This window comes from Chitinophaga sp. SVR4-12A, assembly GCF_056754765.1.
In genome coordinates, this window is the sequence record NZ_JBPGWP010000001.1 from 3,842,521 (window position 1) to 3,868,994 (window position 26,474).

The 26,474-nt window shown below is 46.5% G+C and carries 19 protein-coding genes; 1 reads left to right on the top strand and 18 read right to left on the bottom strand.

Annotated elements, in window-relative coordinates; all coding sequences use genetic code 11:
- Positions 1–41: 41 nt before the first annotated feature.
- The 8 genes from ACR9Y8_RS15680 to ACR9Y8_RS15715 all read right to left on the bottom strand — a co-directional run bounded on the left by ACR9Y8_RS15680 (position 42) and on the right by ACR9Y8_RS15715 (position 14,804).
- The gene (locus ACR9Y8_RS15680) at positions 42–3,842 is read right to left on the bottom strand and encodes a glycosyltransferase (protein ID WP_481214190.1); all 3,801 of its coding nucleotides are present in this window, start codon (positions 3,840–3,842) and stop codon (positions 42–44) included.
- 55 nt (positions 3,843–3,897) lie between these two features.
- On the bottom strand, positions 3,898–5,109 hold the full coding sequence (locus ACR9Y8_RS15685) for a glycoside hydrolase family 2 TIM barrel-domain containing protein (RefSeq protein WP_481214191.1): 1,212 nt from the start codon (positions 5,107–5,109) through the stop codon (positions 3,898–3,900).
- Positions 5,110–5,331: 222 nt separating this feature from the next.
- Positions 5,332–7,233 carry an ABC-F family ATP-binding cassette domain-containing protein gene (locus ACR9Y8_RS15690; RefSeq protein ID WP_481214192.1) on the bottom strand — a complete coding sequence of 634 codons (1,902 nt, stop codon included), beginning with the start codon at positions 7,231–7,233 and terminating at the stop codon, positions 5,332–5,334.
- 566 nt (positions 7,234–7,799) lie between these two features.
- Positions 7,800–8,735, bottom strand: a complete 936-nt coding sequence (fcl, locus tag ACR9Y8_RS15695) for a GDP-L-fucose synthase (protein ID WP_481214193.1) — start codon at positions 8,733–8,735, stop codon at positions 7,800–7,802.
- Between the two features lie 8 nt (positions 8,736–8,743).
- Positions 8,744–9,856 (bottom strand): GDP-mannose 4,6-dehydratase, encoded by a 1,113-nt coding sequence (gene gmd, locus ACR9Y8_RS15700; protein ID WP_481214194.1) that lies wholly within the window; start codon positions 9,854–9,856, stop codon positions 8,744–8,746.
- A 9-nt stretch (positions 9,857–9,865) separates the two neighbouring features.
- On the bottom strand, positions 9,866–11,431 hold the full coding sequence (locus ACR9Y8_RS15705) for a hypothetical protein (protein ID WP_481214195.1): 1,566 nt from the start codon (positions 11,429–11,431) through the stop codon (positions 9,866–9,868).
- 117 nt (positions 11,432–11,548) lie between these two features.
- Positions 11,549–12,880 (bottom strand): N,N-dimethylformamidase beta subunit family domain-containing protein, encoded by a 1,332-nt coding sequence (locus tag ACR9Y8_RS15710; protein WP_481214196.1) that lies wholly within the window; start codon positions 12,878–12,880, stop codon positions 11,549–11,551.
- A gap of 88 nt (positions 12,881–12,968) precedes the next feature.
- Positions 12,969–14,804, bottom strand: coding sequence for a cytochrome c peroxidase (locus ACR9Y8_RS15715; RefSeq protein WP_481214197.1), 1,836 nt, complete (start codon positions 14,802–14,804; stop codon positions 12,969–12,971).
- 97 nt (positions 14,805–14,901) lie between these two features.
- On the opposite strand from ACR9Y8_RS15715, the gene ACR9Y8_RS15720 reads away from it, so the two are divergent.
- The gene (locus ACR9Y8_RS15720; protein ID WP_481214198.1) at positions 14,902–15,738 is read left to right on the top strand and encodes a glycosyltransferase family 2 protein; all 837 of its coding nucleotides are present in this window, start codon (positions 14,902–14,904) and stop codon (positions 15,736–15,738) included.
- Between the two features lie 16 nt (positions 15,739–15,754).
- Here the strand turns inward: ACR9Y8_RS15720 and ACR9Y8_RS15725 are convergent, their stop codons facing one another.
- From ACR9Y8_RS15725 to neuC, 10 genes are all read right to left on the bottom strand, one after another.
- Entirely contained in the window at positions 15,755–17,050 is a 1,296-nt protein-coding gene (locus tag ACR9Y8_RS15725) for a beta-galactosidase (RefSeq protein WP_481214199.1), read from the bottom strand.
- A 143-nt stretch (positions 17,051–17,193) separates the two neighbouring features.
- Complete coding sequence (locus tag ACR9Y8_RS15730) at positions 17,194–17,796, bottom strand: LbetaH domain-containing protein (RefSeq protein WP_481214200.1); 603 nt, start codon at positions 17,794–17,796, stop codon at positions 17,194–17,196.
- A 12-nt stretch (positions 17,797–17,808) separates the two neighbouring features.
- Positions 17,809–18,654 (bottom strand): glycosyltransferase family A protein, encoded by an 846-nt coding sequence (locus ACR9Y8_RS15735; protein WP_481214201.1) that lies wholly within the window; start codon positions 18,652–18,654, stop codon positions 17,809–17,811.
- An 81-nt stretch (positions 18,655–18,735) separates the two neighbouring features.
- Entirely contained in the window at positions 18,736–19,650 is a 915-nt protein-coding gene (locus ACR9Y8_RS15740; protein ID WP_481214202.1) for a WaaS/CpsH family glycosyltransferase, read from the bottom strand.
- Complete coding sequence (locus ACR9Y8_RS15745) at positions 19,647–20,855, bottom strand: O-antigen polymerase (protein ID WP_481214203.1); 1,209 nt, start codon at positions 20,853–20,855, stop codon at positions 19,647–19,649. Before ACR9Y8_RS15745 ends, ACR9Y8_RS15740 begins: the two co-directional genes overlap by 4 nt.
- A complete protein-coding gene (locus ACR9Y8_RS15750; protein ID WP_481214204.1) occupies positions 20,852–22,417 on the bottom strand; it encodes a hypothetical protein in 1,566 nt (521 codons plus the stop codon). Before ACR9Y8_RS15750 ends, ACR9Y8_RS15745 begins: the two co-directional genes overlap by 4 nt.
- Positions 22,404–23,609 (bottom strand): hypothetical protein, encoded by a 1,206-nt coding sequence (locus ACR9Y8_RS15755; RefSeq protein WP_481214205.1) that lies wholly within the window; start codon positions 23,607–23,609, stop codon positions 22,404–22,406. The genes ACR9Y8_RS15750 and ACR9Y8_RS15755 overlap by 14 nt, the downstream gene beginning before the upstream one ends.
- Positions 23,602–24,366 carry an acylneuraminate cytidylyltransferase family protein gene (locus tag ACR9Y8_RS15760; protein ID WP_481214206.1) on the bottom strand — a complete coding sequence of 255 codons (765 nt, stop codon included), beginning with the start codon at positions 24,364–24,366 and terminating at the stop codon, positions 23,602–23,604. The genes ACR9Y8_RS15755 and ACR9Y8_RS15760 overlap by 8 nt, the downstream gene beginning before the upstream one ends.
- Positions 24,317–25,363 carry a nucleotidyltransferase family protein gene (locus ACR9Y8_RS15765; protein ID WP_481214207.1) on the bottom strand — a complete coding sequence of 349 codons (1,047 nt, stop codon included), beginning with the start codon at positions 25,361–25,363 and terminating at the stop codon, positions 24,317–24,319. Before ACR9Y8_RS15765 ends, ACR9Y8_RS15760 begins: the two co-directional genes overlap by 50 nt.
- Positions 25,350–26,474, bottom strand: a complete 1,125-nt coding sequence (gene neuC / locus ACR9Y8_RS15770) for a UDP-N-acetylglucosamine 2-epimerase (protein WP_481214208.1) — start codon at positions 26,472–26,474, stop codon at positions 25,350–25,352. The genes ACR9Y8_RS15765 and neuC overlap by 14 nt, the downstream gene beginning before the upstream one ends.

Sequence of the window (26,474 nt, forward strand, 5' to 3'; positions counted from 1 at the left end):
TTTTAACGGTACTTGTTTTAGCACTTTTCGTGCCGGATTTGTTAATGCGGCCTACCATTTTTATATAAAAGCGGAATATTCAGCCGGGAATAAGCGGTAACTACTTCCGTACCCCTTACTGCTATTAGGTATAACCGGTACTGGGCGGGCTTTTGGGGGATGGTTAGCTGCAACGCAGGTCCGCTCCCCGCCCGTTCCATGGTTATGGGGTTCCCCCATTCATCTGTTTTCACCAGGTACCACTCAAACTGAATATCAGTTTTCGGAACAGCGCTGGCCAGTTTCCACTGCTGCTGACCGATGATCGCCTGATAGGTAAGGCGGCTATCCGCCGAAGTAAGGGCAGCGGGGCGTAGTATTTTCACCGGAGGAAGCGTGTGCTGCGGGCGGCCATGGCCCCAGCGCTTTTCTACCAGCGCCCATGTGGGTTTATGACGGCCCCAGTGGTCTTCCAGGCCATCGAAAGTAAGATAATCCCTGTCGTGTATATCCTGCCAGTTCTTGAGGAAAACACGGTTTGAACGGATGTTCATCGTTGCATAGCTCCCGGGCTCCACCTGGCTGATAAACCAGGGTGCGTTGAGACGGCTTGTTTGTGACAGCCCGGTGGTATCTGCTTCGTTGATGATCAGGCCAAAGGCGCTTATACCTGGCAGTTCCTGCTGCAACCTGGACACCACATCGTTTAGGCAGCTATTTACCCTTACATCCATGGTAATAGGGCGCACGCTGTCCAGCGCACGTATCCGCGCAAGCACTCCCCTTAGCCAGGCGGTATAGGCAGCCTGCTGGTAAATCAGCGTAGGTTTATAAAACCGGTCTCCCAGCTGCTGCCAAAGTGTGTCTGAAATATTCCAGGCAATAATGCTGTTGTCGTTCCTTAATTTCTTTACAGTGGCAACGATCTTATCTGCCGCGCGTGACAATTTAGTCTGTTCAGTCATGAGATCTGTAACATCCGGCGCGGCAAAACTGTAATGGATCTTCATATGCAGCTGGTGCGCTACCATCCGGATATTCCTGTCGTATACACCGGGACCGGTACGCTTAATAGTATTAATGCCCAGCGCTTTCATGTCTGTAAAGTCTTTTACCACCGTCCTCCTGGTAAGCGCATGCAGATTCCTGTACCAATGCTTCCCTTTTTCGTAATTCACCCCACAGATCCCATCCGGAAGCGCTTTCCGGGCTACTGCTGCAAAGGCCTGGGACGGTAGTATAGGCATAGACTGGTAGGGAGTAGAGAGGCCATGCCACTTGCGGGCATGGTACCAGGCCATAGCGGTAAAGAAAGTGCCGGGCGTATCTATCTGCCAGTTCAATACCTCCCGCTGCATACCGGCGGGAAGGTTGTGATCTTCTGCCGTGTTAAACAGCACCAGGGCCTTTATCTCTTTAAATTGATTTTCAATGGCCGACAGGGCATTACCTAACCATGCATCCTGGTTGCCTTCTCCCTTCAGTGAACCTGTTTCAGCTACCATCACTGGTATGTCGGCGTTGAAAAGCGGCAGTTGATGAAAGGGCATATATAATTGCTCAAAGGAATATGCCTTACTGCTATCATTCAGCGTTCCGTAATTCAGCCCTGTAACTGCCAGCCAGTCTACATATTGCTTACCGGGGAAGTAAGCATCCGCATTTTCGGCCTTCCAGGGATTCCATACCCATACAGCATTGTACACCTTCTTTTGCTGAAAGAAACGGTGCACATATTGCCATGCGCTTTTGAATGTTTCAGGGGTGTTTTCTCCCCTGGCAGACCATGGATAGAAAGGATTATCCGGTTCATGCGCAAAACGCAGGTATACAGGCCTGTTCAGGTCTTTCACCTGTGCGGCAAATTTTTCCAGGTACGCATCATAGGCACCGCTGGCAATACGGGCAAGCATTTGTTTTTCGCTGCTGAGGGCAGCATCCTTAAAAAGCGCCGCCCATGGCTCCCAGGTGATCATGGGGTAAGAGCCATTGTTGTATATGGAATCTACCAGTGAACGGGGGATCAGGCAACGATCTTCATCCCCCCAGGAAATATAAAGGGAGATGATATTGAAATGACAGTTATACCGTGCCTGGTCATGCTGTATCTGCTGCATGGAAGTAAGACCGTTGTTCCCTGACGGACTGAATATCCCCGAATAAAAAATATCCCGCTTAAAAGCCGGCTTACCGGTACGTGTGGGCAATTTGGAAGCGGCGGCCATAAGCAAGAGGGTAACGGTGAAGATGCAGATCATCAGCGACAGTGCAAACTTCCTGATAGCAGTATAAAGGTTGTGCCTGAAATGCCAGAACCGTAGCTTCAGCTCTATCGCATAATCCACCACAGTGCTGACGGTTTCATAATTATTTTTGAAACGTATAAGGTGGTGCCTGCGGCTGATGATGATATTGAACAGCATGATCAGGCAGTTCACTCCGGCAATGCCCGCCATTACCCAGGCATAGGGGTTCCAGTCTGTATACAGCCCATATACGATAGCGCCCACTGAAGCCAGTGCAATAATCCCATTAGGAATATTCAGGCGCCAGCTATCCGGCTCGCTGTCATCCTTGGGTGTAGGTATGTACGGGATCTGCTTGCGGATAATGGTATACACCAGGCCTAGTATATAGATCCACCAGGTGCCTATTAACAGCAATCCGCCAACGATATGATTGCCCCGTTCATCCTCCCCCATCACCCAATGCTGTACAAAGTGACGTATGCCGAGTGTAGCCGTTAGGAAAGGAAGCGCTATAAACGAGAAAGACAGGATGTCTACCTTTAATGGTATAATGCCCAGCGCCAGTGAAAGTATCGGCACCAGGAAGTTGATCAGGAAGATGACCCCTGAAAAATAATGGAAAGGAATAGTAAAGTAATGCAGCCGTTGGCGCCAGGTAAAATGTCTATACAGTTTAGGGAAAGTAGTAACCAGGAGTTCAAAGGTGCCCCTGGCCCATTTCAGCTGCTGTTTATAATAAGCGCCTAAAGTAGAGGGCACCAGCCCGTAAGTAAGCACGGCAGGCACATATACAGACTTCCATCCTTTGGCGTGCAGCTGCATGGCGGTATGCATATCTTCAGACAAACCGGCCGCATGCCCGCCAATAGAATCCAGCGCTTTTCTGCGGAAAGTACAATTGGCGCCGATAGCCAGTACAGTACCATAGTGATTCATGGTCATCATCATGGGGCCATAGAACTGGAAGGTTTGCTGCGCCGCGCCCCTGGCTATCAGGCTGTCGCCCTGGTTGGAATAAGCCTGTACCACCTGCACAAAACCGATGCGCTCATCTGAAAAGAAGGGAATGATAGGATCCAGGAACTCTGGCACCGGTACATGATCCGGATCCAGCACCACACAAAGCTCACCGTTTGACTGCTTCAGCGCATTGTTGATGTTACCTGCTTTGGCATCCACTTTTACAGTACGCGTTACATGGTGAACTCCCAGGCGGCGGCATACTTCCTTCAGGTACGGATCGTCTGCCTCATCACACAGGTAGGTAGTATGCGGATATCGAATAGCCTGGATAGCTTCCAGGGTTTGCACGATCATGGGGTAAGGCTCGCCTGCGCAGAAGGTGGTAAAGATATCTACCGTGAATGGCTTTGTAAGCGGTGGTTCAGGCGGCACCGTTATATAGAAGTAATGATACCACTCGTGCAATACCCGCAGGCAGCTAAAAATGATCCCGGCCATGAGCAGCCAGTAAAAAGGTGCATAACCTACCTGCAATGGGTTGAGTAGGTAGAAAAGAAAAAACAACATGGATGCTAAGCCGATGAGGATCATCAGCCTGATAGCTAATAAATCCCTCCGGGAAGGAGGAGGAGCTTTCCTGGGTGCGGCCATTCGGTTCTCTTTTTCCTGCGTGGATGTTATATTGTCTTCTGGTAAAACGTTTGAATCACTGTTCCTGTTCAACCACATAAAAAGGTGTATTAGCGGTGGCGTAGCGCCCTATACTGTCAGATACTTTTACATAGATCCTGTAAGGACCTTCCGACAGTGGTGTTCTAAACGCCAGTTTATTACCGGCATTATTGATCACCGTATCAAATATCTTTAACGGCCGGTTGCGCCGTAGCTCGGAAAACCAGTCTTCCTGCCATACTTCCCAGTGCAGCGAGAAGGGCTGCGAAAGGGAATCCTGCATCAGTAATTCAGCGCTCGCGTTATTATCCGGCCGGAGCATGATATTATCTGCCGCGCCCATGTTGTTCAACAGCATGTACTGCACCCGGGGCGCATTAAGGGCAGGTGCGCGGCCTGTCCACCGGCTCCGTATCACGTCTACAGCTTCCGCCGGTGTGCCTTTCTCGTCAAAAAGGCTGAACCAGGTGGGTGTAACTTCCTGTTTCTGCCCCCAGTAAAAGACCAGGGCGCCCAAAAAACGGGGATTATTGACCGGGAGATAGCCGTACAATTGCCCGTATTGCTCCGCCTTTTTAGTACTTGTATTCTCAATGGGGGCACCCCACGTCGTTCTGTTCACCTCCCAGGGGCCATAAGTGCCCCATTCGCTGACCAGGAATGGCCCTTTCCAGAGCCAGGCATATCTATCCAGTTTATTCGAGAGGCGGTTTAGCTCTCCGAATATATTGAAGGAGATAAGGTCGAGCTGATGAATCTTCCACTTTATGAACAGGGCCTGCCATACGCTGAAATTTACCATGGTGGTAGTAACCGGATGATCCGGGTCTGTATCATGGATCATGTCCAGCAGGTGGTTAAACGTTCTGTTGAAGGGACGGTAGCGCGGTTTAAAGGAAAAATCCGGCTCATTGCCCAGGCACCACATCAGCAGGGCGGGATGGCCTTTATAACGCTGTACCACCTGCCTGAAAGCCCGGTAGGCAGCGCCTGTTTTCAGCGTGTCTTTATAAAAATAGTCCAGTGCATCGCTGGAAGGCAGCGGCAGACCGGCTATCACCGCGAGATGATTACGTTGCGCTTCGTCCAGTATAGCGCCCAGGTTAACGGTATCCCATGTACGAATAGTATTGCCGCCGGCTTCGCTCACTTCAGCTAGGTGCGTATAACCAGCTGCACCTTTCACTACAAAAGCTTGTCCGTTACGGTAAAGCGTATATCGTTTACCATCTTTCTGGATAAACACCTTTCGGTGATGTGTATCTGGCGGGGAAGTATTACAGCGGATAAATAGGCAGAAAGCGATAATTGTTAATATAAGAATAGGCCAGTGTTCCCCGCCGGTTCTCTTCCGTAGTCCCATGCAAAAGCCGTGTATGATGTATGACGAATCTTCTCTTAAGTTAAACTATTTATCACTTCTATCAATAACACGTTTGTATAGGTATTACAGCAGAGTGCGGCGGCATCAGCCTTCCATTTCGCTTAGTTCCAGCCAACGCATTCCTTTTTCGTCCAGGAGCTGCATCACCTCTCCTACCCGGCGGGTAAGGGGTTCCAGCTGTTCATAGGGCAGACTGCCGCTGGAAAGCTGCTGATCGATAGATTGCTTTTCTGCTTCCAGTTTTGCTATTTCCTGCTCCAGCTGTTCCAGCTCACGTTTCTCCTTGTACGATAATTTACGTGGCTTATTGGCTTCAGCAGGAACAGGCGCTGCGCTGGCGCTGTTAGCGGCGGTAGTCACGGGTAGTTCTTTGGAGCTACGGCTTTCTTCTTTTTCCCATTCGCGGTATTGGGTATAGTTCCCGGGAAAGTCGCGTACTACGCCATCGCCTTCAAATACAAAAAGGTGGTCTACCAGTTTATCCATGAAGTAGCGGTCGTGGCTCACGATGATAATGCAGCCCTGATAGTCCTGCAGAAAATCTTCCAGGATGCTGAGAGTCGGCAGATCCAGGTCATTGGTAGGTTCATCCAGCACCAGGAAGTTGGGGTTACGGAACAGGATACTGAGCAGGTGCAGCCTTCTTCTTTCACCACCACTCAGCTTGGACACATACGTGTACTGCTTTTCGGGTGGGAACAGGAAGAGCTGCAGGAACTGGGCAGCGCTTACCTTAGTACCGTCTGCCAGGGGGAAGTATTCCGCAATATTCTTTACAAATTCGATAATGCGCATGTCTTCCTTCAGCACCAGGCCCTGCTGGTTATAATTACCGAATACTACGGTATCGCCTATATTAATTTTGCCGGAGTCTGGCTGTTCCTGTCCCAGCAGGATATTCAGGAAGGTGGATTTACCTACGCCGTTCTTACCGACTACCCCTATACGCTCGCCTTTTTTGAAGGTATAGTCAAATCCTTTGAGGATGGTAAGATTGCCATAGGCCTTATATACCTTTTTCAGCTCAATGATCTTGCCGCCGAGGCGGGTCATCTTCACATTCAGTTCCAGCTGCTGCCTTTCAATGCGCACGCTGGCTTTTTCTTTTACATCGTAAAAGGCGTCGATACGCGACTTGGCTTTGGTGGTACGGGCCTTCGGCTGCTTGCGCATCCATTCCAGCTCTTTGCGGTACTGGTTGCGGGCCTTTTCCACGCTGGCCTTCTCGCTTTCTTCACGGGCGGCCTTTTTCTCCAGGTAGTTCTCGTAATCGCCTTTATAGATAAAAAGCTGCTGCTGGTCAAGCTCTATGATCTCATTGCAAACACTGTCCAGGAAATAGCGGTCGTGGGTTACCAGGAGCAGGGTTACATTCTCCTGGTTCAGGAAGCTTTCCAGCCATTCGATCATGGATACATCCAGGTGGTTGGTGGGCTCATCCATGATCAGCAGGGTATGCTTATGCTCAAACCCGATATCGATCAGCACTTTAGCCAGTGCTACCCTTTTCAGCTGACCGCCGGAAAGCGTACCCATTTCCTGGTCCAGGTGGTGAATATTCAGTTTACCCAATATCTGTTTCACCTTGGCGTCGAAGTGCCAGGCGCCCAGTTCATCCATTTTGGCGATGGCGGCTGCAAGCTGGGCAGTATCCGGCTCGCTGTCTTCATCGGTCAGGCGCTCATATTCCTTAATGGCATTCAGCACGGGATGATCCTGGGCAAAAATATTGGCCAGTATGGATTTGTTCAGGTTAAATGCAGACTGCTGCTCCAGCATTACTACGGTCACCTCTTTATGTACCCATACCTTTCCTTCATCGGGCATCTCCTTGCCGCAGAGAATGCGCAGCAGGGTGGATTTACCGGTACCGTTCAAGGCTACCAACGCAATTTTGTCCCCTTCCTCGATATGAAAAGAAATATCCCTGAACAACGGCTTTTCGCCGTAAGATTTTGTAAGCCCTTCTACCGTTACGTAATGCATGGGGCGAAGATAGTAATTCTAGTTGCTTATAATTGGCATATAGCTTGTGATTAACATGAAACGGTAGGTTTTTATTGTATATTATAAAAAAAATTTGTACATTCAACAAGCACCTACCCATACCGTGAGATAAATCTGTAGCCACAGGTTCTGACTGTAGTATAGTAAAGCTCATTAGGGATGAATGTCCTGCCAGCTGCTATACGGAATCGGCCTTAATCCATTTGTTTATCTCTTACTAGCAAAACTGCATGTACCCTGACCCTGAGGGCGTAAAAAAACCCCCCGTTACGTACGGGGGGCCAAGCGCTTTTTGCCGATAATGCTTTTAATGGTATTTCGCCAATAGGGACATAGGACCGGGTTAAGCGGCTTTGTTCTTCCGGAAAAATTTTCCGGGGACTGCGCTTACAATTGTGTACAACGCAGTAATGCCTAGAATAACAAGCAAATGCAGTAGGATGACAGGCATAGATGTACAGTTTAAATTGATGCAATGTATGCTACTAATTTAAAGTAAATTTTAGCCTGCCTGCACTACCATTTCGTGCTATTATTCTGACGCCCTATTGCAAGAGACCCGCTTTCACTACTCCTTTATACACTTCACGGATGCCCTCTTCGAGCGGGATCTGTGCTTTCCAGCCAAGGCCGTGTAATTTGGAGACGTCCATTAATTTTCTCGGCGTACCGTCTGGTTTGGAAGTGTCAAATACCAGCTTCCCTTCGTAACCTACTATCTGTTGTATCAGCCGCGCCAGGTCTGCAATGCTGATATCGTCTCCAATGCCTATATTGATCAAACCCGGCTCATTATAATGCTGCATCAGGAAGAAACAGGCCGCAGCCATATCGTCTGCATGCAGGAATTCCCTTTTCGGCGTGCCGGTGCCCCAGATCACTACTTCCGGAGCGCCTTTCTCCTTTGCCTCATGGAACTTACGCAGGAGGGCAGGCAGCACGTGTGAGTTCTGCAGATCGTAATTATCATTGGGGCCATACAGGTTAGTAGGCATTACAGAAATGAAATTACAGCCGTACTGATCGCGATAAGCATCACACATTTTGATGCCGGCTATTTTAGCGATAGCGTAAGGTTCATTGGTAGGCTCCAGCAGGCCGGTAAGCAGGTATTCCTCTTTCAGCGGCTGTGGGGCCAGTTTGGGATAGATACAGGAAGAGCCCAGGAACATCAGCTTTTGCACACCGTTCACATACGACTGGTGAATGACGTTGCTCTGGATCATCAGGTTATCGTACAGGAACTCTGCACGATAGGTATTATTGGCTACAATGCCGCCTACCTTTGCAGCCGCCAGGAATACATAGTCTGGCTTTTCTTCGGCAAAGAATGCAGCCACCGCATCCTGGTTACGCAGGTCCAGTGCGGAAGAAGTGCTGGTAACAATGTTATGAAAGCCTTCCTGTTGCAGCCTTCTCATGATAGCTGAACCTACCATACCCCGGTGACCGGCCACATATATTTTCTGATGCTGTTGCATGTTCTTTCCTATTCAAATTGATTCAATACTTTATAACCTGCATCACTGAGCAGCTTCTCACGGCGAAACAGCTCAATATCAGCTGCCACCATTTCCTTTACCAAGGCCGCCAGGTCATATTTAGGCTTCCATCCCAGTTTGCTTTGCGCCTTGGCCGGGTCGCCGATCAGGAGATCCACCTCAGTGGGGCGATAATAACGGGGATCAATGGCTACCACTTCCTGGCCGGTGCTCAGGTTAGGAATACCGGCGTCAAAGCTGCTCACAATGGCTTTCTCATTTTCACCGCTGCCTTTGAACTCGATACCGATGCCTGCTTCGGCAAATGCCATACGGATAAACTCCCTTACTGTAGTGGTGATACCGGTGGCGATTACATAATCCTCCGGCTGCTCCTGCTGTAGTATGAGATACATCGCTTCTACATAGTCTTTTGCATGTCCCCAGTCGCGCTGCGCGTCCAGGTTCCCCATGAACAGTTTGTCCTGCATGCCCAGGGCTATTTTAGCCACGGCACGGGTGATCTTGCGGGTAACGAAAGTTTCTCCGCGCAGGGGGCTCTCATGGTTAAAAAGGATCCCATTGCAGGCATACATATTATATGCTTCGCGATAGTTGACGGTGATCCAGTAGGCATACAGCTTGGCCACCCCATAAGGAGAACGCGGGTAAAAAGGCGTTGTTTCCGACTGCGGTACTTCCTGTACCAGGCCATACAGCTCTGAGGTGGAAGCCTGGTAGATCCTGGTCTTTTCAGTCAGTCCCAGTAATCGTATGGCTTCCAGTATCCTGAGGGTACCAATACCATCGGCATTGGCAGTATACTCGGGCGTTTCAAAACTTACCTTTACGTGGCTCATGGCGCCCAGGTTATAGATCTCATCTGGTTGCACTTCCTGGATAATGCGGATCAGGTTAGTAGAATCCGTAAGATCGCCGTAATGGAGCTTAAAATGTACGTTCTGCTCGTGTGGGTCCTGGTACAGGTGATCGATACGGTCTGTGTTAAAAAGGGAGCTGCGGCGTTTGATGCCGTGCACATGGTAACCCTTGTGCAGCAGGAGATCGGCCAAATAGGCGCCGTCCTGACCAGTGATGCCAGTAATAAGTGCTTTTTTCATGAAAGTGCGTTAAAAATCATAATACAATTGCCTGAACGTACTACGTAAACCTACCTGGAATATCAGCTCGCTGGTCCTGCCCAGGTCATTGCTTTCCCTTCTGGCAATCACGGATGCTTCCAGGCGTAAGTTATTCTTCGGGTTCAGGAGAAAGGCAAGAGTACCCTGCAGGTAGAGCAGGTTGGTAGAAAGGCCGTTGCCGATCTTGTTATCAAAGTCCTGGGTACGGGTGTTATAGGATTTGAAGATGTCCTTTCCGAAATTGGTATTGGCAGTATCCAGTCCGTAATGCGCATACATTACCTCGGCGCGGAGGAACCAGCGCTTGTACCGGTAATCAGCAATGTTCACCCATTCCACGAAGTTGGCGCCAAGCGGGTGGGCCAAAGGCTGATTATAGTGACCATAGTTGTTCAGGGTATTACGCTGCGAATAGGTGAACGGCCTGGCGGCATTTACTTCTGTAAGGCCGTTCAGATTGGGAACATTAAAGAGGTTATTGGAGCGGAAGCCCAGCTGACCGCTGAACTTATTACCCCACCAGCCATTGCCTTTGGTAATTTCACTTATTCTGAATTCGTCCAGCAGGAACTGCCCGTAAATAGCACTGTTGCGGGTTGGGGCATACTTCACATTAAGACCCATGATCGCATTATCTGAAGACCCCACGGAAAACTCAACAGGGCGCAGGAATATAATAGGGTTAATATAGCTCATATCAAAGCCGCGTTTACCTGAGGAATCTGAGTCCTGCCAGATCACGCCGCCGAAAAGGCCTGCAGAGAACTTCTTACTAACGTTCCAGTCAAGATAATTGAACACCCCCCATTTTTTTCTATACCCGTTATTATAGGATGCCTTGGGATAGCGCATATCTATAAACTGCGCCCACATGGTGGTATACTGTATACGGCCAACGTTGGCCACTATCTTAAAGTAGGGATAATTGAAGGGAACATCCGAAAGGAGCATAGAACGATAGCCATCGCCAATAAAGTTCTTGTCGTATCCAAGCTGCAGGTCAAAGTGTTTGCCTGCCTTGTAGTTAACGAGGGCGGAAGCATAGGCAAAATCAAAAGCGTCGCTGTTATAATCTTTCCATTCTCCCTGTCCGGGAACTACGTGGTTAACACGGCCAAAATTATCTATATACTCAGGAAATTTTCCCTGGTTTTCATAGAACTCCGTATAAAAAGTAAGGTTATTGCCTATTTTACCACCGGCCACCACTCCACGGGTGTTCAGCCAGTTAGTGCCGTTCCTGCTGCTGTGCCCCACCTGGAAATCAGGCAGGAAGCTGGCATAGAATTCATAGTCATCCCCCTTATACTCCAGCAGGTGCTCCTGGAAGAGCTTCCGGTGCCACCAGCTTCTTTTCCTGGTGGTATCTTCCGGTAGTGCAAATACAGGCTGTACCATGTAATCCCTCATGGAAGAATGGTAACCGCTGCTATCCGACACGGGCTGGTAAAAGCCTAATGAATATTGGCGTCCGGCACTTTGCGCCTGCAGATAATGGGGAACAGCCAGGCAGCAGATCGATAGCAAGGCTAATACAGGGAGTCTTGGAAACATAAGTAGTTATTTGTAAGCGAATGAGCAAAGATATGGATTATATAAAATCTCCAAGTTTTGCTTATTCATACGTTTCCAGGGTGTTCCCCTGCTTATCGTCCATGCCTGGGCCCCATATTAATTCACAAACAGGTCCTGGCCCTTTAACAGCGCATCTATTGCATTCTTCGTAATAGCCGGTATCGTGTTTTTACTAAAACTTTTGACTGTACACCAGTTCGTGGTAGGGAAATTTACTGTAACGCCTGAATGTGCAGTTTTCCTGAAGACGATGGCGGTAGGAACAGTTTTGACTGTTCTGAAACCAAAATCGTAACCGATCAGCTGCACCTTAAAGAACTTCAGGTCATTATTATCAATAATAGGTGTGCCATCCGGTTCAAAGCCGCGCAGCGGAGCGCCGTCATATTCATTACTCGGACAGGAAATGATATCCCCTTTTTTAAGATCCAGACCCGCCAGTAAGGGAGAACGGGGATTTACTACCTTGAATCCTGCCCAACCATCATTCTTAACAGTAGCACTATACCCGCCACGGTCAAAATCACAACCGATACTTTTGGTAATAGGGTACCTCAGCACATTGAATACCCATAGTATACTTCTGAGACTGTCGGGCACTCCCGGTTCTGCGCTTCCCTTATAGCACAGCAGCTGGTTCTGATCTTCATTATATCGTACCTGCCACCACATGGTATTACCTGATAAAACCAGTGCATTCCCGCCTTCACCAACAAACCTGTCAAAGTTTCGCCTGCCTTTCCTGGACCAGTACTCACTATGCCCTATGATCACCACTATTTTGCCTTTCAGGCTGGCATAATTATCTACGTCAATGTCTGCTATTACATTATAGGAGTACTGCTGCTTGTTCACCCATTTTAAAAATCCATCTCCATATAAGGTATAGGGAATGGGTCGTAAAAAAGATACTTTCTGGGCTATCGGCGTTGTATAAAGGCTTCTTCTACCGGACTGGCAATAGGCATTCTCGGTATTAAAGGGATACACTACGGTAAAGTCAACGTTATCTTCCTTTGATTTTACGATAATAGGGATCTGTTTGGCCACCAGGTAAACCCCGCTTTTAATGGCAGGTACCTTAAAGCTTACGGGATCAGTATAACCAAAGCCGTCTTCATATGGGATCTCTCCCTGCGGATCCTGGTGATATACTTTTTCAAAAGGTATTTTAAAAGCCAGGCTGCCGTTGACGTCATATACATTGAGTGATGTATCCTCGTGCACCCTGTCGGCCGATACATACAGTCTGGCGCTATCGCCCGGAAAATAAGACTGCTTATCCAGGTAGCCGTTTATGATAGACTGATCGTCAAACGGCTCCTTTCTTGTAAAGTCGTCTTCATTATTATTTTTCTTGCAGGAAATAAAAAGGATAACCCCGCCTAAAGCTAGGCCGATAAAGGGAAAACAGGACCAGGGTTTCATTATGGGAGCTTGTTAGATTTTAATGTTAACATAGTCGCCAAATATACAACGGGTAAAAAGGGTACCGCAATACCACTTCCGTTCCAATTTACTGTGGCAGGCCTGCATGGGATATGACGGCGGTATCGGTAAGTTTCTTGAGAAATGCAATGATGTCTTGCTGTTCACTGGCGGATAAGTCCAGCTTACGTGCCGATAATGTCTGGTTTGGTAACTGGATTCCCAGCCCGTTGCCGCCGCCTTTATTGTAAAAATCCATTACTTCTTCCAGCGTACGGTATATGCCGTTATGCATGTAAGGAGCGGTTAACGCTATATTACGCAAAGTGGGCGTACGAAAAGCATAGAGGTTAGGCGCAGCCGGTGAGACCATATAACGGCCTTTATCTTCATCAATCCTGCTCTCATTGCCTGCAGCCGGTACCCCTATCACTTCGGTTTCCATTCTGTTAAAATCCGGAGGCAGTACGCCGTTAAACAGCGGTAAAAAATGGCAGGTTGCACATCTGGCCTTTCCCATATACAGATTAAAGCCATTGATCTCTCTGCGGGTTAATTGCGTAGCGTCGCCCCTCATATAACGGTCGAAGGGGGAATTAAGGCTTGTTAGTGAACGGATATAACTGGCAATGACGTTATGCAGATGGTAAGGGGTGACCGGTTCTTTTGATGCGGGAAATGCATCTTTAAAAAGACGGCTATACGATTTGTCTGTTTTGATATAAGCTATCACCTTGCTGACAGACCCGTTCATTTCCTCTTTGTTTGTCAGCACATCGGTTATCTGGTCTTCAAGATAAGTTACTCTTGCATCATAAAAGAAACCGGGCTGAAGGCCGGCATTCAGCAATGTCAGTGTATTGCGCCTGATGGTGCTTTTGCCGTCTATGGTCAGGCTCTTTGGCATGCCGTCTGAAAGGGCCTTTTCTGGCTGGTGACAGCTACCACAGGAACGCATCCCATTGCCCGAAAGTGCAGGGTCAAAAAAAAGACGCCGGCCCAGTACTATTTTACTGCTGTTCAGGTGATCTCCCGGGTCGGCGGTATAAAAGTTTGGGTCAAATGCATCTTTGTCAAACAGGCTTCCGGCAGCCGGTCGCAATGCTGAAGGCCGATCCGTTGGCTCAGGTCCTAAAGCGAGTGCGGCTTTATGTATGCCCTTTGACAAGGGAATGGCATAGGCAGTAATAAAGTGCATACGGTTAAACGTATCAAAATCCCTGTTAACATCCAGGTAATGCAGCCCCTGGTCCAATAACACATCACACTTTCCGTATAGGGAGGGAACCGCACGGTTCAGGGCGCCCCTGTAAAACCGGAGTATATCTTTGACTGCCGTCAATGCAGATTGCGTTTCGGGAATTGAGTGGGTAGCTATATCAGAATCGTAAGCGGTAAGGCCTAATGCAGTAACCCGGAACAGCTCTTTTCGTAAGGCTTCAAAAACCTGGTGGTCCGCCAGGGTATCGTTTTCGGTCAGGCTACGCAAACGGCTAAAGCTGGCCCGTAGGGCGCCGATTTCCCGACGCAATGCTGCTTTATCCTGCTTGTCATACAATGGGAACAACAAGGTTTCTATCACCTGGAACCCTTCAGGTTGAATGATCGTATGCTGGTTATCCTCATCTTCCACTTCCGGTACCGCCGGCCCGTTGATCAGCTTTGCCATTTCCGGCGACCGGTATTCGGCCAGGAACGCTATCCGCTTGTAGGCCAGCCTCGTTCTTTTGAACAGCTGCTGCAAGGTGGCTGTTCCGGCGTCCTTTATGAGCGCGGTATCCAGCTGAGCGGTCAGGCTGTCGGAATACTGCAGGAAATGCAGATAATACGCTTGTACATTTACAGCCCCGGGCGTTTCGACTGTTTTACCAGCACATGCAAATAGGAAAACATTGATAGAGATAAATAAGACGGCCTTATACATACATGTTGAGCTGACTGCAATGATACATTAGCCATGCGAAACAGCAAAAATTTGTATTATTGCACCCTGCCGGGGGGCACCTGGCCAAGGGTTATATATGGAAGAAATGTACGATATTACTTCATCAATTGTTCTTTATAAAAATGACGAACAGGAGTTGGAGGCGGCAATCAGCAGTTTCCTGAATACAACGCTGAATGTCCGGCTGTACCTGATCGATAATTCACCCGGTAATGACCTGGAAAAACTTGCCAGAGACCCCAGGATCAGTTACCGCTTTTTGAACAGGAATATCGGCTTTGGAGCCGCACATAACATTGCCTTGCAGGAAGCGCTGGAAACATCCCGGTACCATCTGGTACTTAACCCCGATATCACCTTTGAGGCCGGAACGCTGGAAAAGATCCATGCCTTTATGGAAAAGAGTCCTGAAGTTGGCCAATTGCTACCTAAAGTATATTATCAAAACGGAGAGCTGCAGAAGTTATGCAAACTGCTCCCAACACCACAGGATCTGATTATCAGGCGATTGCTGGGTAACCTGCCGATATTCACCAAAAGAAAGGAGGCCTACGAGCTGGTAGACTTTGATTACAACCATACGCTGAATATCCCGAATTTATCAGGTTGCTTCATGTTCTTAAGGACGAATGTCCTCCGGAAGGTAGGCTTTTTTGATACCCGGTACTTCATGTACCTGGAGGATGTAGATCTGACCAGAAGGATCCATGCGGTTTCAAACACCGTATTCTTCCCTGCCGTTTCAGTGATCCATGGCTATAAAAAGGAGTCGTATAAAAACAAGACGCTGCTTAATTATCATATCAGCTCAGCCATTAAGTATTTTAATAAATGGGGCTGGGTGCTTGACAGGGAGCGGAAACAAATGAACACAGCCGTACTCCGGCGTATAGCATCTGTGAAAAAAGGATAGATCCTTTTCCTTTATACTACTGCAGCGCCACTATTGTCATTTCTCCCCCGCCCAGGCCATCTATTGAAAAAGTAGAAGTATTCCTCTGCGCATTGTAGGTGGCATTTAGCGGCGTTGTTTTCAAAGTGCCGCTGTAGCTTCCGGAGTCCGGATACTGAACAACCTTTTTTCTACCGGCCACTGAGATCGTTATATCATCGGTATTATCAGCCCCTTTATTAATGATCATCACGTAGTACTTTGCGGTGGAATTATCTTTAAAAATTCCCAGTAAGATACGCGGATCGCTTACAGATTTTACTATTGCCTGGTTTCTTGCCAATAAGGCGCTGGCAGGCAGATCTTCTCCCGTAGGTTCTTCCGAAACATGTAATGCAGCAACATATTGCGACTTCATGATAACGGGCCCCGCCACTTCACTCAGGTATTCATTCATCTTTTTAACAACGGCATATTTGGCGGTAGGCTTCCCGCTCTTATCGATCACTGCATCCCAGTAGTTCAGCTTATAATTATCCGGGATAGATTCATAAGTATAATAAATAACGCCTTTTGCACCATATGCCAGCGGGCAGTAGGTCATAAACCGCATTTGATAAGGCGTGATATCCGGATCTGTTTTTTTGCATGTTGTCTGGGTGTAATACCAGAAGGGAGTATTACCAGCCCGTTCTCTTATTTCGTTCAGATTATAGAAATAGGAGGACATGGTTAGTTTACTGGAAAACGGGTAATGGTCATATGCAATTACTTCAGGCCTGCTTTCTCCCCTGGCTTTTGAGAGATAGGCGTCCAGGTACTGCTCGTACTCCCCTCTTGATTTAAAAGCATAACTGGGTAAAAGGTAGCTGTAAGCCATTTTATCCGGATCATTCGTCTTGAAGAAACCGGTCCAGTAGTTAAGCTGAGCCGCTTTTTTCGATGGGTATTCCCCTGCGAAATAATACCCGGCTATCGCATCCCGCTTCTTTTTATCAACAGACTTAAAGTATTTAATGATATTCATGGCGTCTTCCTGCCTGAAGCTGGAATCAGCTACCCGAAGCTTGCTATCTATCAGCATCAGGCGCATACCAAACTTACTGGCCAGGCTCAGGGTTCGGTCCATGAGTGAAAAATCCCGGGCGCCATTGTAGTATTGCGGACCGCTTAGCAGGTTCACATGTGCCGACTTAGCATACTGAAAGGAAATGGAGTCCTTATAATCATTGTTATCGCGGGATATGCGCGGATCGGCAAATGTGCCTATCACAAACTGGTTTTTATACCATTGCGCATTGGAGAACTGTGGCAGGGCCACAATAAGTACCAAGATTTTTAGCAGGTGTGACACGATTCATGACATTTGCAGAGATTATAACAAAAGTCATACCCGAAAGGTTTAGGGTCAGCGCTTAACGCGCCGGAATAAGCAGTAGTGCGTTTATTTAACAAATAATTATCAGGGAGGCTTTGTTACACTGCCTGCCACTGCCCGGTATCAAAATTAAATTGCTTTATGACCCTGGCAGGACTACCTACTGCAATACTGAATGGAGGGATATCTTTAGTAACGACAGACATACTGCCAACAACGGAACCTTTACCAATAGTAACGTCAGGCATGACTGCCACAAATTCTCCTAGCCATACATTATCCTCGATCACCACCTTACCTATCGATAATGCACGCTGATCAGGCGGTTCTGCCGGACTGCTCTGCGGCACATTGCCCTTATAATAACCATGGTTATGATCGCTGATAAAGACCTTGCTGGCGATCAGCACATTGTTGCCTATTTTAACGCTGTTGATGCCGGTAATATGAACATAGTCATTTACCTGCACATTGTCTCCAAATTCGATGATAGCTCCTGTTCTGCCGGGTACATGCGGTATGTCTACTCTCAGCCCCACTCCCGAGGTAAAGCGCTTACCGAATTTGATCAGCCTTCGTCTCTTGATATAATAGGGATGCCTGATGATCCGGCATCCCGGGAAAAAGATCCTGGTATTAATAACATCCCGCATCAGTCTTATGAAACCACGCAGGCCGTATACTTCCAGTTGTTGCAACATAAAGCTTCCGTTTTAAGATCGCTTAAATTCGTAAAAACCTGCCATCCGCCCGGTTATAGCAAACCTCCTTTTCCTGATCCCCTGCCGGTCCATTGAAACCAGCGCTTTCATCAGAAGAAAGACCTGCATACCGATCGAACCCGCCAGCAACACCACCAATTCAATACATGCATGTTTCTTCAATACAGCTGCATAACCTTTTGCGTACCGGTATACCTTGTCCGCATTCATCGATTGTACGTTCAGCTGCGGATGCCAGACCTCTATAAGAGGAGTATATATTACCGTATATTTTCTCTTAATAGCCGTTATCACATAATCCAGCTCCTCTCCTGAGCCGTAGTAAGCACCTACTCCGAAATGCTCATCGAAGGTAATGTCCTTCTTCCTTGAAAAACAGGTGATAGCAGAGTAGTTGAGATGAAAATTTCTAAGATTAAGTTTTTTATCATGGTTTATCCATTGCCGCATGATATTGTGTCCGGTTTGCCGGTCGTATACTTTACCATAGGCAACATCCGCCTCCGGGTGCTTAGCAAAAAAAAGAAGCGCGTTTGTAATGGTATCGGGGTAAAAACTGCAATCATCATCCGGGAAGGAAAGCAGCTGTCCTCTTGCTGCCGCTATCCCAAGGTTCTTGCTTTTTGACAATCCTTTCTCTGGTACTTTAATATGATTGATGGCATAATACGGCTGGTATTTTGCAACCAGCGGCGCCAGATCTATCTTATCATTCTGATCTGCTATTATTACTTCTATCCGGCCAAGGTCATGCTGCTGGTGGGAAATACTTTCAAGGAACCGCTCCAGTTCCTCGTATCTTCCATATGTTGCAACGATCAGGCTTATATCGATCATATCTTAAAATGCATCTTTTAAATTTAGCAAAATATCTTCGTTAACCAGGCTTCAAGGCTATAGCCGGATATATCAACGGGCTTAAAAGGGAGTATCCCAGAAATCCAGCTTTATCTGGGGATTTTTCCGGTCGATAATAAGAATGTTATTCTCATCGTAAAACTGCTCCTGTTTGATATGCTGGTTCGTTGTTATGAGCTTTTTACCTGCAGCAATTGCATCAATTGCCCGGTATGTGTACCCCGTCTGCCCTTCTGAATGAATATCAAGCACTACCCTTGATTGTCTTAATATTTCAAATACCTGGTGCAGGGGCAGGGTTTGCGTTTTGATCAGGCTGGAACGTTCTCCTTTGAGAATAAACCGCTTAAAATAGGCAGCAGGCGGCATAAAACAGTAATGGTAAAAGCTTTTGTCTTTCATTTGCGGAATGACCTGCTGAATGATGTTCAGCCTGTCATCGTACACCGTTCCAATAAATGAAAGATCATAGCGTACGGTCGTTCCATTATCCTTTGCCTGCACATACTCGGGTAAATAAAAGTTGGGAAGATACTTTAAGCCTGCTATCGCCCGGCAATCAGCAGGATCAAATGAATAAAACTTGTCGAATAAGCCCAGGTAAGCCCTGTAATCATAGTTTGCCAGGGAATCCCATTGATGCATAATAAATACGGCGCCCGGGTTTCTTTTACGCAGTTCGCCGATGAATGAAACCGGCATCTTGTACCCCTTCAGGATAAAGATATAATCCAGTTTCCGGCCTTCAACCGCTTTCAATACTTTCGCATAGTACCTGCGCTGCTGGGCTGCTATCTTTGAATTAAAATAGTTATTTACGATACTGAACCTCATCCCATAATACCGGTCAGTAAAATAGAACACGGTATTGCCCCATTGCTCCAGTTGCTGCCGGATCTTGTTCTGGTATTCGTAAAAAACAGGGGATATAAAAAGTATGTTCTTTCCTGATATTGCTGCGCTCATCTTATTCATATGTTCTTCGCTATTTCACCGGTCCTTTCCGGGATCCTTATTTTAAGATAACCCACCATCGCCTTTCTGATCATGGCATATCCGGTGATCGTCATCATGGTGAGTATAGACGGGAAGAGCACCAGGAACCACATTACCCAATCAAAGAAATATAACAAGTGGTACAAACTGGCGATCAAAGGGAGGAATATGAGTGTTTTATTATAACATCGGCTGCATAGTAAGTAGTAACATACTATAATGAATATAGACATGATCGCGGTAATGTACTCGTTAAAGTACATATACAGATAAACCGGTAGTGTCAGGTTAATGGAAGTATAGGATTCCATTGCAAAATCTTCCGAATACCCAAGAAAAAGCGCACGGTAATACTGGTTAGGCATTACATCGTAGGTAAAAACATTACCTGGTATAAGCGCGTCAATCATCAGCTGCAACTGGTGTGTGAGAGAATACTTCTGGTAGAACAGATCAAGGTTCAGCTCTCCGTTATCCTTATAGTGAATAGGCAGCATGCTGGTTTCCAGGAATGACATGCGGCCTGCAATCTGGTTCAGGATCATTTGCGAATCCACCCCCACATCTGCCTTCCTGATAAGCACGGTGGCGGCAATAAACAATACGGGAGAAATAAGCAGGAATATGATTAAGACCCTCCTAAGCCGCTTCTTGTATAACTCATAGTTCTGGAAAACCGGATAAATGAGAAAGATTACAAAAAGACTGATTGCCCCGGATCTGCTGCCAAGCAGCGTGGTATAAATAAGGAATACAAAAAAAAGCAAGCCCGGCCTGATCTTCTTCTTTTGATAGAAGAGTATAGCCATCAGGATCACATTGCTCTTCAGGAATAAATTCACATAGCTCATAAATGAACCTCCCATGGCGCCGCTGATGGCTCCTTCAAAACCTCCCCTGAGAATATAATAACCAATTGAAAATAAAATCGCGAAGTAGAGCAGCTTTGTGATATCGTAGTATTTGGGCTGTATCTCTTTTTTAGGAGAAGGAAGAAAACTAATAACCGCTATTGATCCCAGGATCATGGCAGAGTTGAGGTAAAACCCCTTCCACGTAGCCGGCCAGTCCGTAATGTCCTGCGCATAAAGGTTAAAATACCCATTTATGAGGAAATAGCCGCCCGGAATAAGGAAGTGCAGCGTATAATAGAATAATAATATGGATATAAAAGCCCGTTTCATTTACTTATTGCAGCTCTGGTCCAGACCTTCGCCAGAATACTATTAACAAATTCCTTAAATACAATAGAAACAAAATAATATATAGCAAGCGAAAAAAGGCATAAGATAGCGCCTGTTCCGATAACCAGCAGTAAATTATATATTCCTTTCGTTAATGGCAAAATTTGCGCACTGAAATACCCTGCCAGGATCAAAAACGCCAGGGAGGGAAGAACAGGGATAATGTACCTTTTTAAAAAATCCAGCAAGCTGATATTCAGGTATTTGAGCGTTATCGCCAGGTAAAACATCCCTATCAATATAAAAGAAAGAAGCTTACACATAGCAAAAATAGTAAACCCGAAAAAGGAGTAGAACAGCGAAATGCCCCCCCAATAAAGGAAAGGCTGTATAAAGCTTACGGTATATAATACTTTTACCTTCTTCTGTGCTATCAGCAAAATACCGCAGGGATAAGAAACAAAGCCAAGAATATTGCTTAGTACCAGCAGCTTCGCAGCCATAACGGCATCGGCAAAGGGCGGGCCAACCCAGCAATAAATGAATGGCTTTGCCAACACGAATACCGTGAGAATCGGGAAAACCACTATGGGAAGCAAAAAGTGAATAACCGACGAATAGAGCCCACGCAGAGAGCTTTCATCAGCCAGGGCTGTGAGGTGATTGAAGCGTGCGTTGAACGGCCCATACACCGCTCCGAAAATAGCCCTGAAGAATGACAGCAGGGTCAGTCCCACAGAATACAGGGCGATGGTCTGCGGATTTGTTATCCGGGCCAGTACATAAGGATCTATCTCATAATAAAGTATCCAGGAAAAGGTAAGAGCAAGGCTGCTCATCGCCAGGCTTTTTGTCTGGTGGAAGATCTCCTTCCGGAACCCCATATGTTTTAGTATGGAGAAAATAGAGACCTGGTACCTTTTCTGCGCCACGATGTTTGCAATGATCAATGCTACAAATGAGCACAGCTGGTAACACACAAAATAACCCACCAGGTCATAATGGCCGTTACGGAAAAAATAAAAAACCGCTAATATCTTGATGATATTCGAGCCGATAATAATACCCTGGAATATGTAGTCTTCCACGCGGATCTGGAAGATAATCTGCAGTGTGCGTTGCAGCACTACCAGCGGCGAAAAAAGCGCCAGGGTCAGCAATAGCTGATGGGCGATACTTCTTTCCTCTGCACCCAGGCCCTTGAACAGGGAATCGGGGTTGAAGGCAATGTAGGAAATGATAATGGCATAGATCAGCACAAATATCGCCAGGATGGTAATGGAGAAACCGATCGTCTTTTTCTCCTGTTCCTTCTCGCCTCTTGCAAAGTGCTCTGCGGCAAACTTTATTCCCGCGTTAATAAAACCCAGGTCCACATAAGACAGAAAGATAGTCAGCGCAATGCAAACACTATAAATACCATACAGTGCTTTATTGGCAGAAATGCTGGGCAACACAACAAACAGCGAGCAGAGGCTCAATAATATTGAAAGGCCCTGCCATATGTAGATCTTAATATATTGGAAAGTATATCTTTTCCCTTCCTGATTATTGTTCATCATAAGAAGCTTTAATCGATCCCAGTAATTCCATTACAACGTCTTCTGTAAAGAGATGCTCGGTTTCAGGAGATGTCAGATATTTATATTTATAATTGTTATAGCTGTCTTTATCCGCTGCCTTTAATTCCCATTCACTACCATCTGCGCTTACATCATAAACTGCTGCATTCAGTACTTTGCCAAAGTGGGAGATAAGCGGCAGATAGGAGTGGCTGTAAATTCTTTTTATCTCACTTTCATAAATGAATACTAAAGGCTTATCAAACAAAACGGCAAAAGAAACAGAAGTGCTATGATGCGCAATCGCAAACTCACAATCCTTTACCAGTTCAGCGGTTTGCGATTTGATCACCGTCCTGCCTTCAAACGGGTTTAAGGTATAATCCGCTTTAGGATGGGCAGCTATCACTACTTTAACATCATATTTCGCCTCTATATCGCCAAAGAACCTGTTTAGCGCAGCATAATACGGTTCGGCACTTACCTGGTCTATCTTCAATATTTTAAAGTCGGGATGATAGGGAAGATATGCATCCAGGAAAACACAATACTTAAAATCAAGCAGCTTTTCCCGGCGATCGCGGATCGACATCATCTTATCATAATCTACGGCATTGATGGGAACAATCTTTCCGTAGGTCAGGTCCATATCCGCCCCTATGCCAACCGTGTTATATCCTTCGCTGCCTGCGGAAAATACTATATCATATACTTTCACCCATTTCAGCTTTTTAGCAACATACGCGATCTTATTGCTGAAATAATTCTTTACATACCTGAAGTTTGTGATCAGCTTAAACTTCTGGCTTAGTTTACGGATAAAGGATTCCCTCAGCAATGGAAAAGGCATCATGCCCCTTGCAAAAAAGGCGATCCTGCGGTCATAAACGGTAAATATCCTTAATAGCCTCAGTATTTTAAATTCGTACGTCATGAAAACAACAAACAAGGTATTGTCTGTGCTTTGCTTCACGGCGGAAGCAACTTTTGCCAGTGTGCTGAACCTTCTTATATATTCCCTGTCCAGGCTTCCATGCATTTTAAGCCCCTTGTTATATATCTCCGTTAAATCCCAGTACTCCACCTGAACACCTTCTTTCTGCAGGCGGGCCAGGTAAAAATCCTGCTCCATCTTAGCAGTCAGTGGCTGATATCCTAAGAGAACCATTGTTCTGCTGCTCTTCTCAGTCATTGGCATTCCTTTTTTTAAGCAGAAATTCAGCAAACTCCCAGTCGAGCGGCGTATCGATATCAACCGAATATTCATCCGGCATTACATATTTCCCAATTTTTTCAAACTGGTTTAATTTCCGTTTCAGAAGAGAGGCGATACTGATCACATAGATCGCCCCGTTATATACATACACCTTAGGGCACTCCTGGCGGCTCGCATATTCACCAGACTTAGACTTCCGGAGAAACCCGTCGGCATCCTCTTCGAATATGTTGTAGTATGGGTTGTCTTTACCCTCCGTCACCGAAACCACCATATCAATACCAGGATTTGATCTGTATATGGCCAATGCCTCCCGTACATGGGCGCCAGACCTGAAGGGAGAAGTGGGTTGCAACAATACCAGTGTATCATAATGCACCTGCTTTTGCCGATAGTGCTCCACCGCATGCAGCAACACTTCATATGAACCGGAACTATCCTGTGCAAGACCCGGAGGCCTTAAAAAGGGAACCTCCAAACCATATTCCTCAACTACCTTTTTTATTTCTTCAGCATCCGTACTTACACAAATGTGCTCATCAGCTACTATTGCTCTGGCAGCATCAATTGAATAATAAATGAGCGGCTTACCTCCAAGTGGCTTAATATTCTTTCCGGGAACACCTTTCGAGCCTCCCCTCGCAGTTATTACAAATAATGTTTGATCCATGGCCGGTGTAATCTCAGAATTTAATATGCTTGATATCTTTTTGGGCCTTTTCAAAATCTTCATGCCTGCCGATATCCAGCCAGTACTCAAGCAAGGGATAGTTTGTCAGGCCTTTCCCTTGTTTGATTACTTCCTGCATCAGGTCTGTTGCGTTATAATGGCAGTTATGCGGAATATATTCCAGCAGTTTTCTGTTCAACAGGTATATTCCCCCGTTAGAATAGTAAGTGTATGTAGGTTTTTCAACAAACGATACGATTGCCTGACCGGTTGTTTCCAATACAGCGTAAGGTATATTTACAGTGTAAGGAATTGCGACAACGCTCATATCAGCATTGTTTGCAAGATGGGACTCATAAAAATCCTCAAAATCGATATTGGTCAGAATATCGGAGTTCATGACCAGCAAATTATCATGCTGCAGTTCCGGCAAATGAGAAAGACAACCGATGGTACCCAATGGTTCATCTTCCCATATATACTGTATATCCAGTCCCTTCGACTCGCCATTTCCAAAGTAATCCACCAGCTGCTGCCCTAAATATTTGACGGAGATAAATATTCTTTGAACACCAAACAGTTTCAGCCTGTCAATATTGTATTCGATAATAGGCTTATCTCCTACTTTCAGCAGCGGTTTAGGTACTTTCTCTGTCAGTGGCCTTAAGCGGTTTCCTTCACCTCCTGCCATAATCACCGCGTCCAGCGGAAGTAAAGAACGCTGTACCCTGAAGTTCAGAATGTCAACGATGCGATGATCCTCATCAACGATCGGAATTATTTTAAGGTTGCGCTGCTTATAGCTATTCAGATCCGTCAGGCTGTATTTACCTTTCTCAATAAAAACGGGTGACTGTTGTAAGAATTCAACCAGGGGCGTATCGAAACCGTAGCCTTTAATAAACCCTCTCCGGATGTCGCCGTCTGTAAGGGAACCTTTCAGCCTGCCACTCTCATCTACTACAAAAAGGATTGCGTCTGACGCCAGCACATTTAGCCTGGTCAAAGCTTCTCTTATATTTTGTTCTTTAGATATGAGATGTTTCTTAAAATCGCTCACGGTAAATCGTGTTTAATGATTGAATGATCAATTCCACAGCTCCTCCCTTATCATAAATATTTCCACCAGTATAGGAAGGTCTTTTTTCTATATCGGCCACGGCATTCAGTATGGCGCTTGTATCAAACGGCACATGCAGCACATTCTCCCCTGCCAGGCGGCCTTTCTGCCTGTCGCCGATATTGATCACGTATTTTCCGAACGAAGCTGCCTCCACAATACCACTGGAGGTATTTCCCAGCAGGAAAGCGGCATGTTGCATACAGGAGAAATATCCCTCGGTACCAAAGTTCTCTATCAGTATGACTTTGTCAGGAACATCCGCCTGCAGTGCCTTGAAGCCATCCCTGAAAACGGATCCCTGCGTATCGGCATTAGGCATCGTGATGATTATCTGGTATGATCTGGACAATGCTTTCAGTGCAGCCAGCGCCTGCTGAAGAAAGCCGTGGTTATCTTTCACATTTACAGTCTCAGGATGAATGGTGACCAATATGGAAGGGATGGCCAGATCGATGTTCCATTTCTCCTTAAACTCACCTATAGTAGCAATCTTGAAGTTCTTCAGGTTATCAAGGCTTAAAGAACCTACTACATAGATGTTTTTGTCTGTCCCGGTTATTTGCGTCAACCGCTCCTTAAACACCTCCGTTGAAACAAAATGAAAACGGGAGGCCAGCGAAATAGAATGCCTGTATATATTATCAATTGCACCCAATGTGGTTTCGCCACCATGTAAATGCGCAAAAGGGATATTAAATGGTATGCCTGCGGTAACGGCCCCAAACATTTCATAACGATCACCCAGGCAGCACACCACATCATAGTGAGCGCCATAAGTTGCCCAGAAATCAGCAAACTTAAGAGATGTCAGCGCTGCCGCAGAGGCGATTGCATTCTCATCGTCGTTGAGCAGTAGAGAATTGATACGGTGCTTTATTTCGAACCCATCCTGTTCTATAATCTTTGCGGTATAACCGTGGTAAGGAGACAGGTGTGTTCCAAAGGCGATGATTTCTGTATCAAATGTTTTATCGTCCTGAAGTCTTTTCAGCAAAGGGCGGTATATACCATAGTCTGCTCTGGAGCTCGTGAGTATTCCAACGCGCAT

Excerpts from the sequence above, each read along its gene's own strand:
- ACR9Y8_RS15690 (WP_481214192.1), bottom strand. The coding sequence starts at position 7,233 with ATGCATTACGTAACGGTAGAAGGGCTTACAAAATCTTACGGCGAAAAG.
- gmd (WP_481214194.1), bottom strand. The coding sequence starts at position 9,856 with ATGAAAAAAGCACTTATTACTGGCATCACTGGTCAGGACGGCGCCTAT.
- ACR9Y8_RS15710 (WP_481214196.1), bottom strand. The coding sequence starts at position 12,880 with ATGAAACCCTGGTCCTGTTTTCCCTTTATCGGCCTAGCTTTAGGCGGG.
- ACR9Y8_RS15715 (WP_481214197.1), bottom strand. The coding sequence starts at position 14,804 with ATGTATAAGGCCGTCTTATTTATCTCTATCAATGTTTTCCTATTTGCA.
- ACR9Y8_RS15745 (WP_481214203.1), bottom strand. The coding sequence starts at position 20,855 with ATGAAACGGGCTTTTATATCCATATTATTATTCTATTATACGCTGCAC.
- ACR9Y8_RS15735 (WP_481214201.1), bottom strand. The coding sequence starts at position 18,654 with ATGATCGATATAAGCCTGATCGTTGCAACATATGGAAGATACGAGGAA.
- ACR9Y8_RS15755 (WP_481214205.1), bottom strand. The coding sequence starts at position 23,609 with ATGACTGAGAAGAGCAGCAGAACAATGGTTCTCTTAGGATATCAGCCA.
- ACR9Y8_RS15740 (WP_481214202.1), bottom strand. The coding sequence starts at position 19,650 with ATGAATAAGATGAGCGCAGCAATATCAGGAAAGAACATACTTTTTATA.
- ACR9Y8_RS15730 (WP_481214200.1), bottom strand. The coding sequence starts at position 17,796 with ATGTTGCAACAACTGGAAGTATACGGCCTGCGTGGTTTCATAAGACTG.
- ACR9Y8_RS15680 (WP_481214190.1), bottom strand. The coding sequence starts at position 3,842 with ATGGCCGCACCCAGGAAAGCTCCTCCTCCTTCCCGGAGGGATTTATTA.
- ACR9Y8_RS15760 (WP_481214206.1), bottom strand. The coding sequence starts at position 24,366 with ATGAAGATTTTGAAAAGGCCCAAAAAGATATCAAGCATATTAAATTCT.
- ACR9Y8_RS15720 (WP_481214198.1), top strand. The coding sequence starts at position 14,902 with ATGGAAGAAATGTACGATATTACTTCATCAATTGTTCTTTATAAAAAT.
- neuC (WP_481214208.1), bottom strand. The coding sequence starts at position 26,474 with ATGCGCGTTGGAATACTCACGAGCTCCAGAGCAGACTATGGTATATAC.
- ACR9Y8_RS15705 (WP_481214195.1), bottom strand. The coding sequence starts at position 11,431 with ATGTTTCCAAGACTCCCTGTATTAGCCTTGCTATCGATCTGCTGCCTG.
- fcl (WP_481214193.1), bottom strand. The coding sequence starts at position 8,735 with ATGCAACAGCATCAGAAAATATATGTGGCCGGTCACCGGGGTATGGTA.
- ACR9Y8_RS15750 (WP_481214204.1), bottom strand. The coding sequence starts at position 22,417 with ATGATGAACAATAATCAGGAAGGGAAAAGATATACTTTCCAATATATT.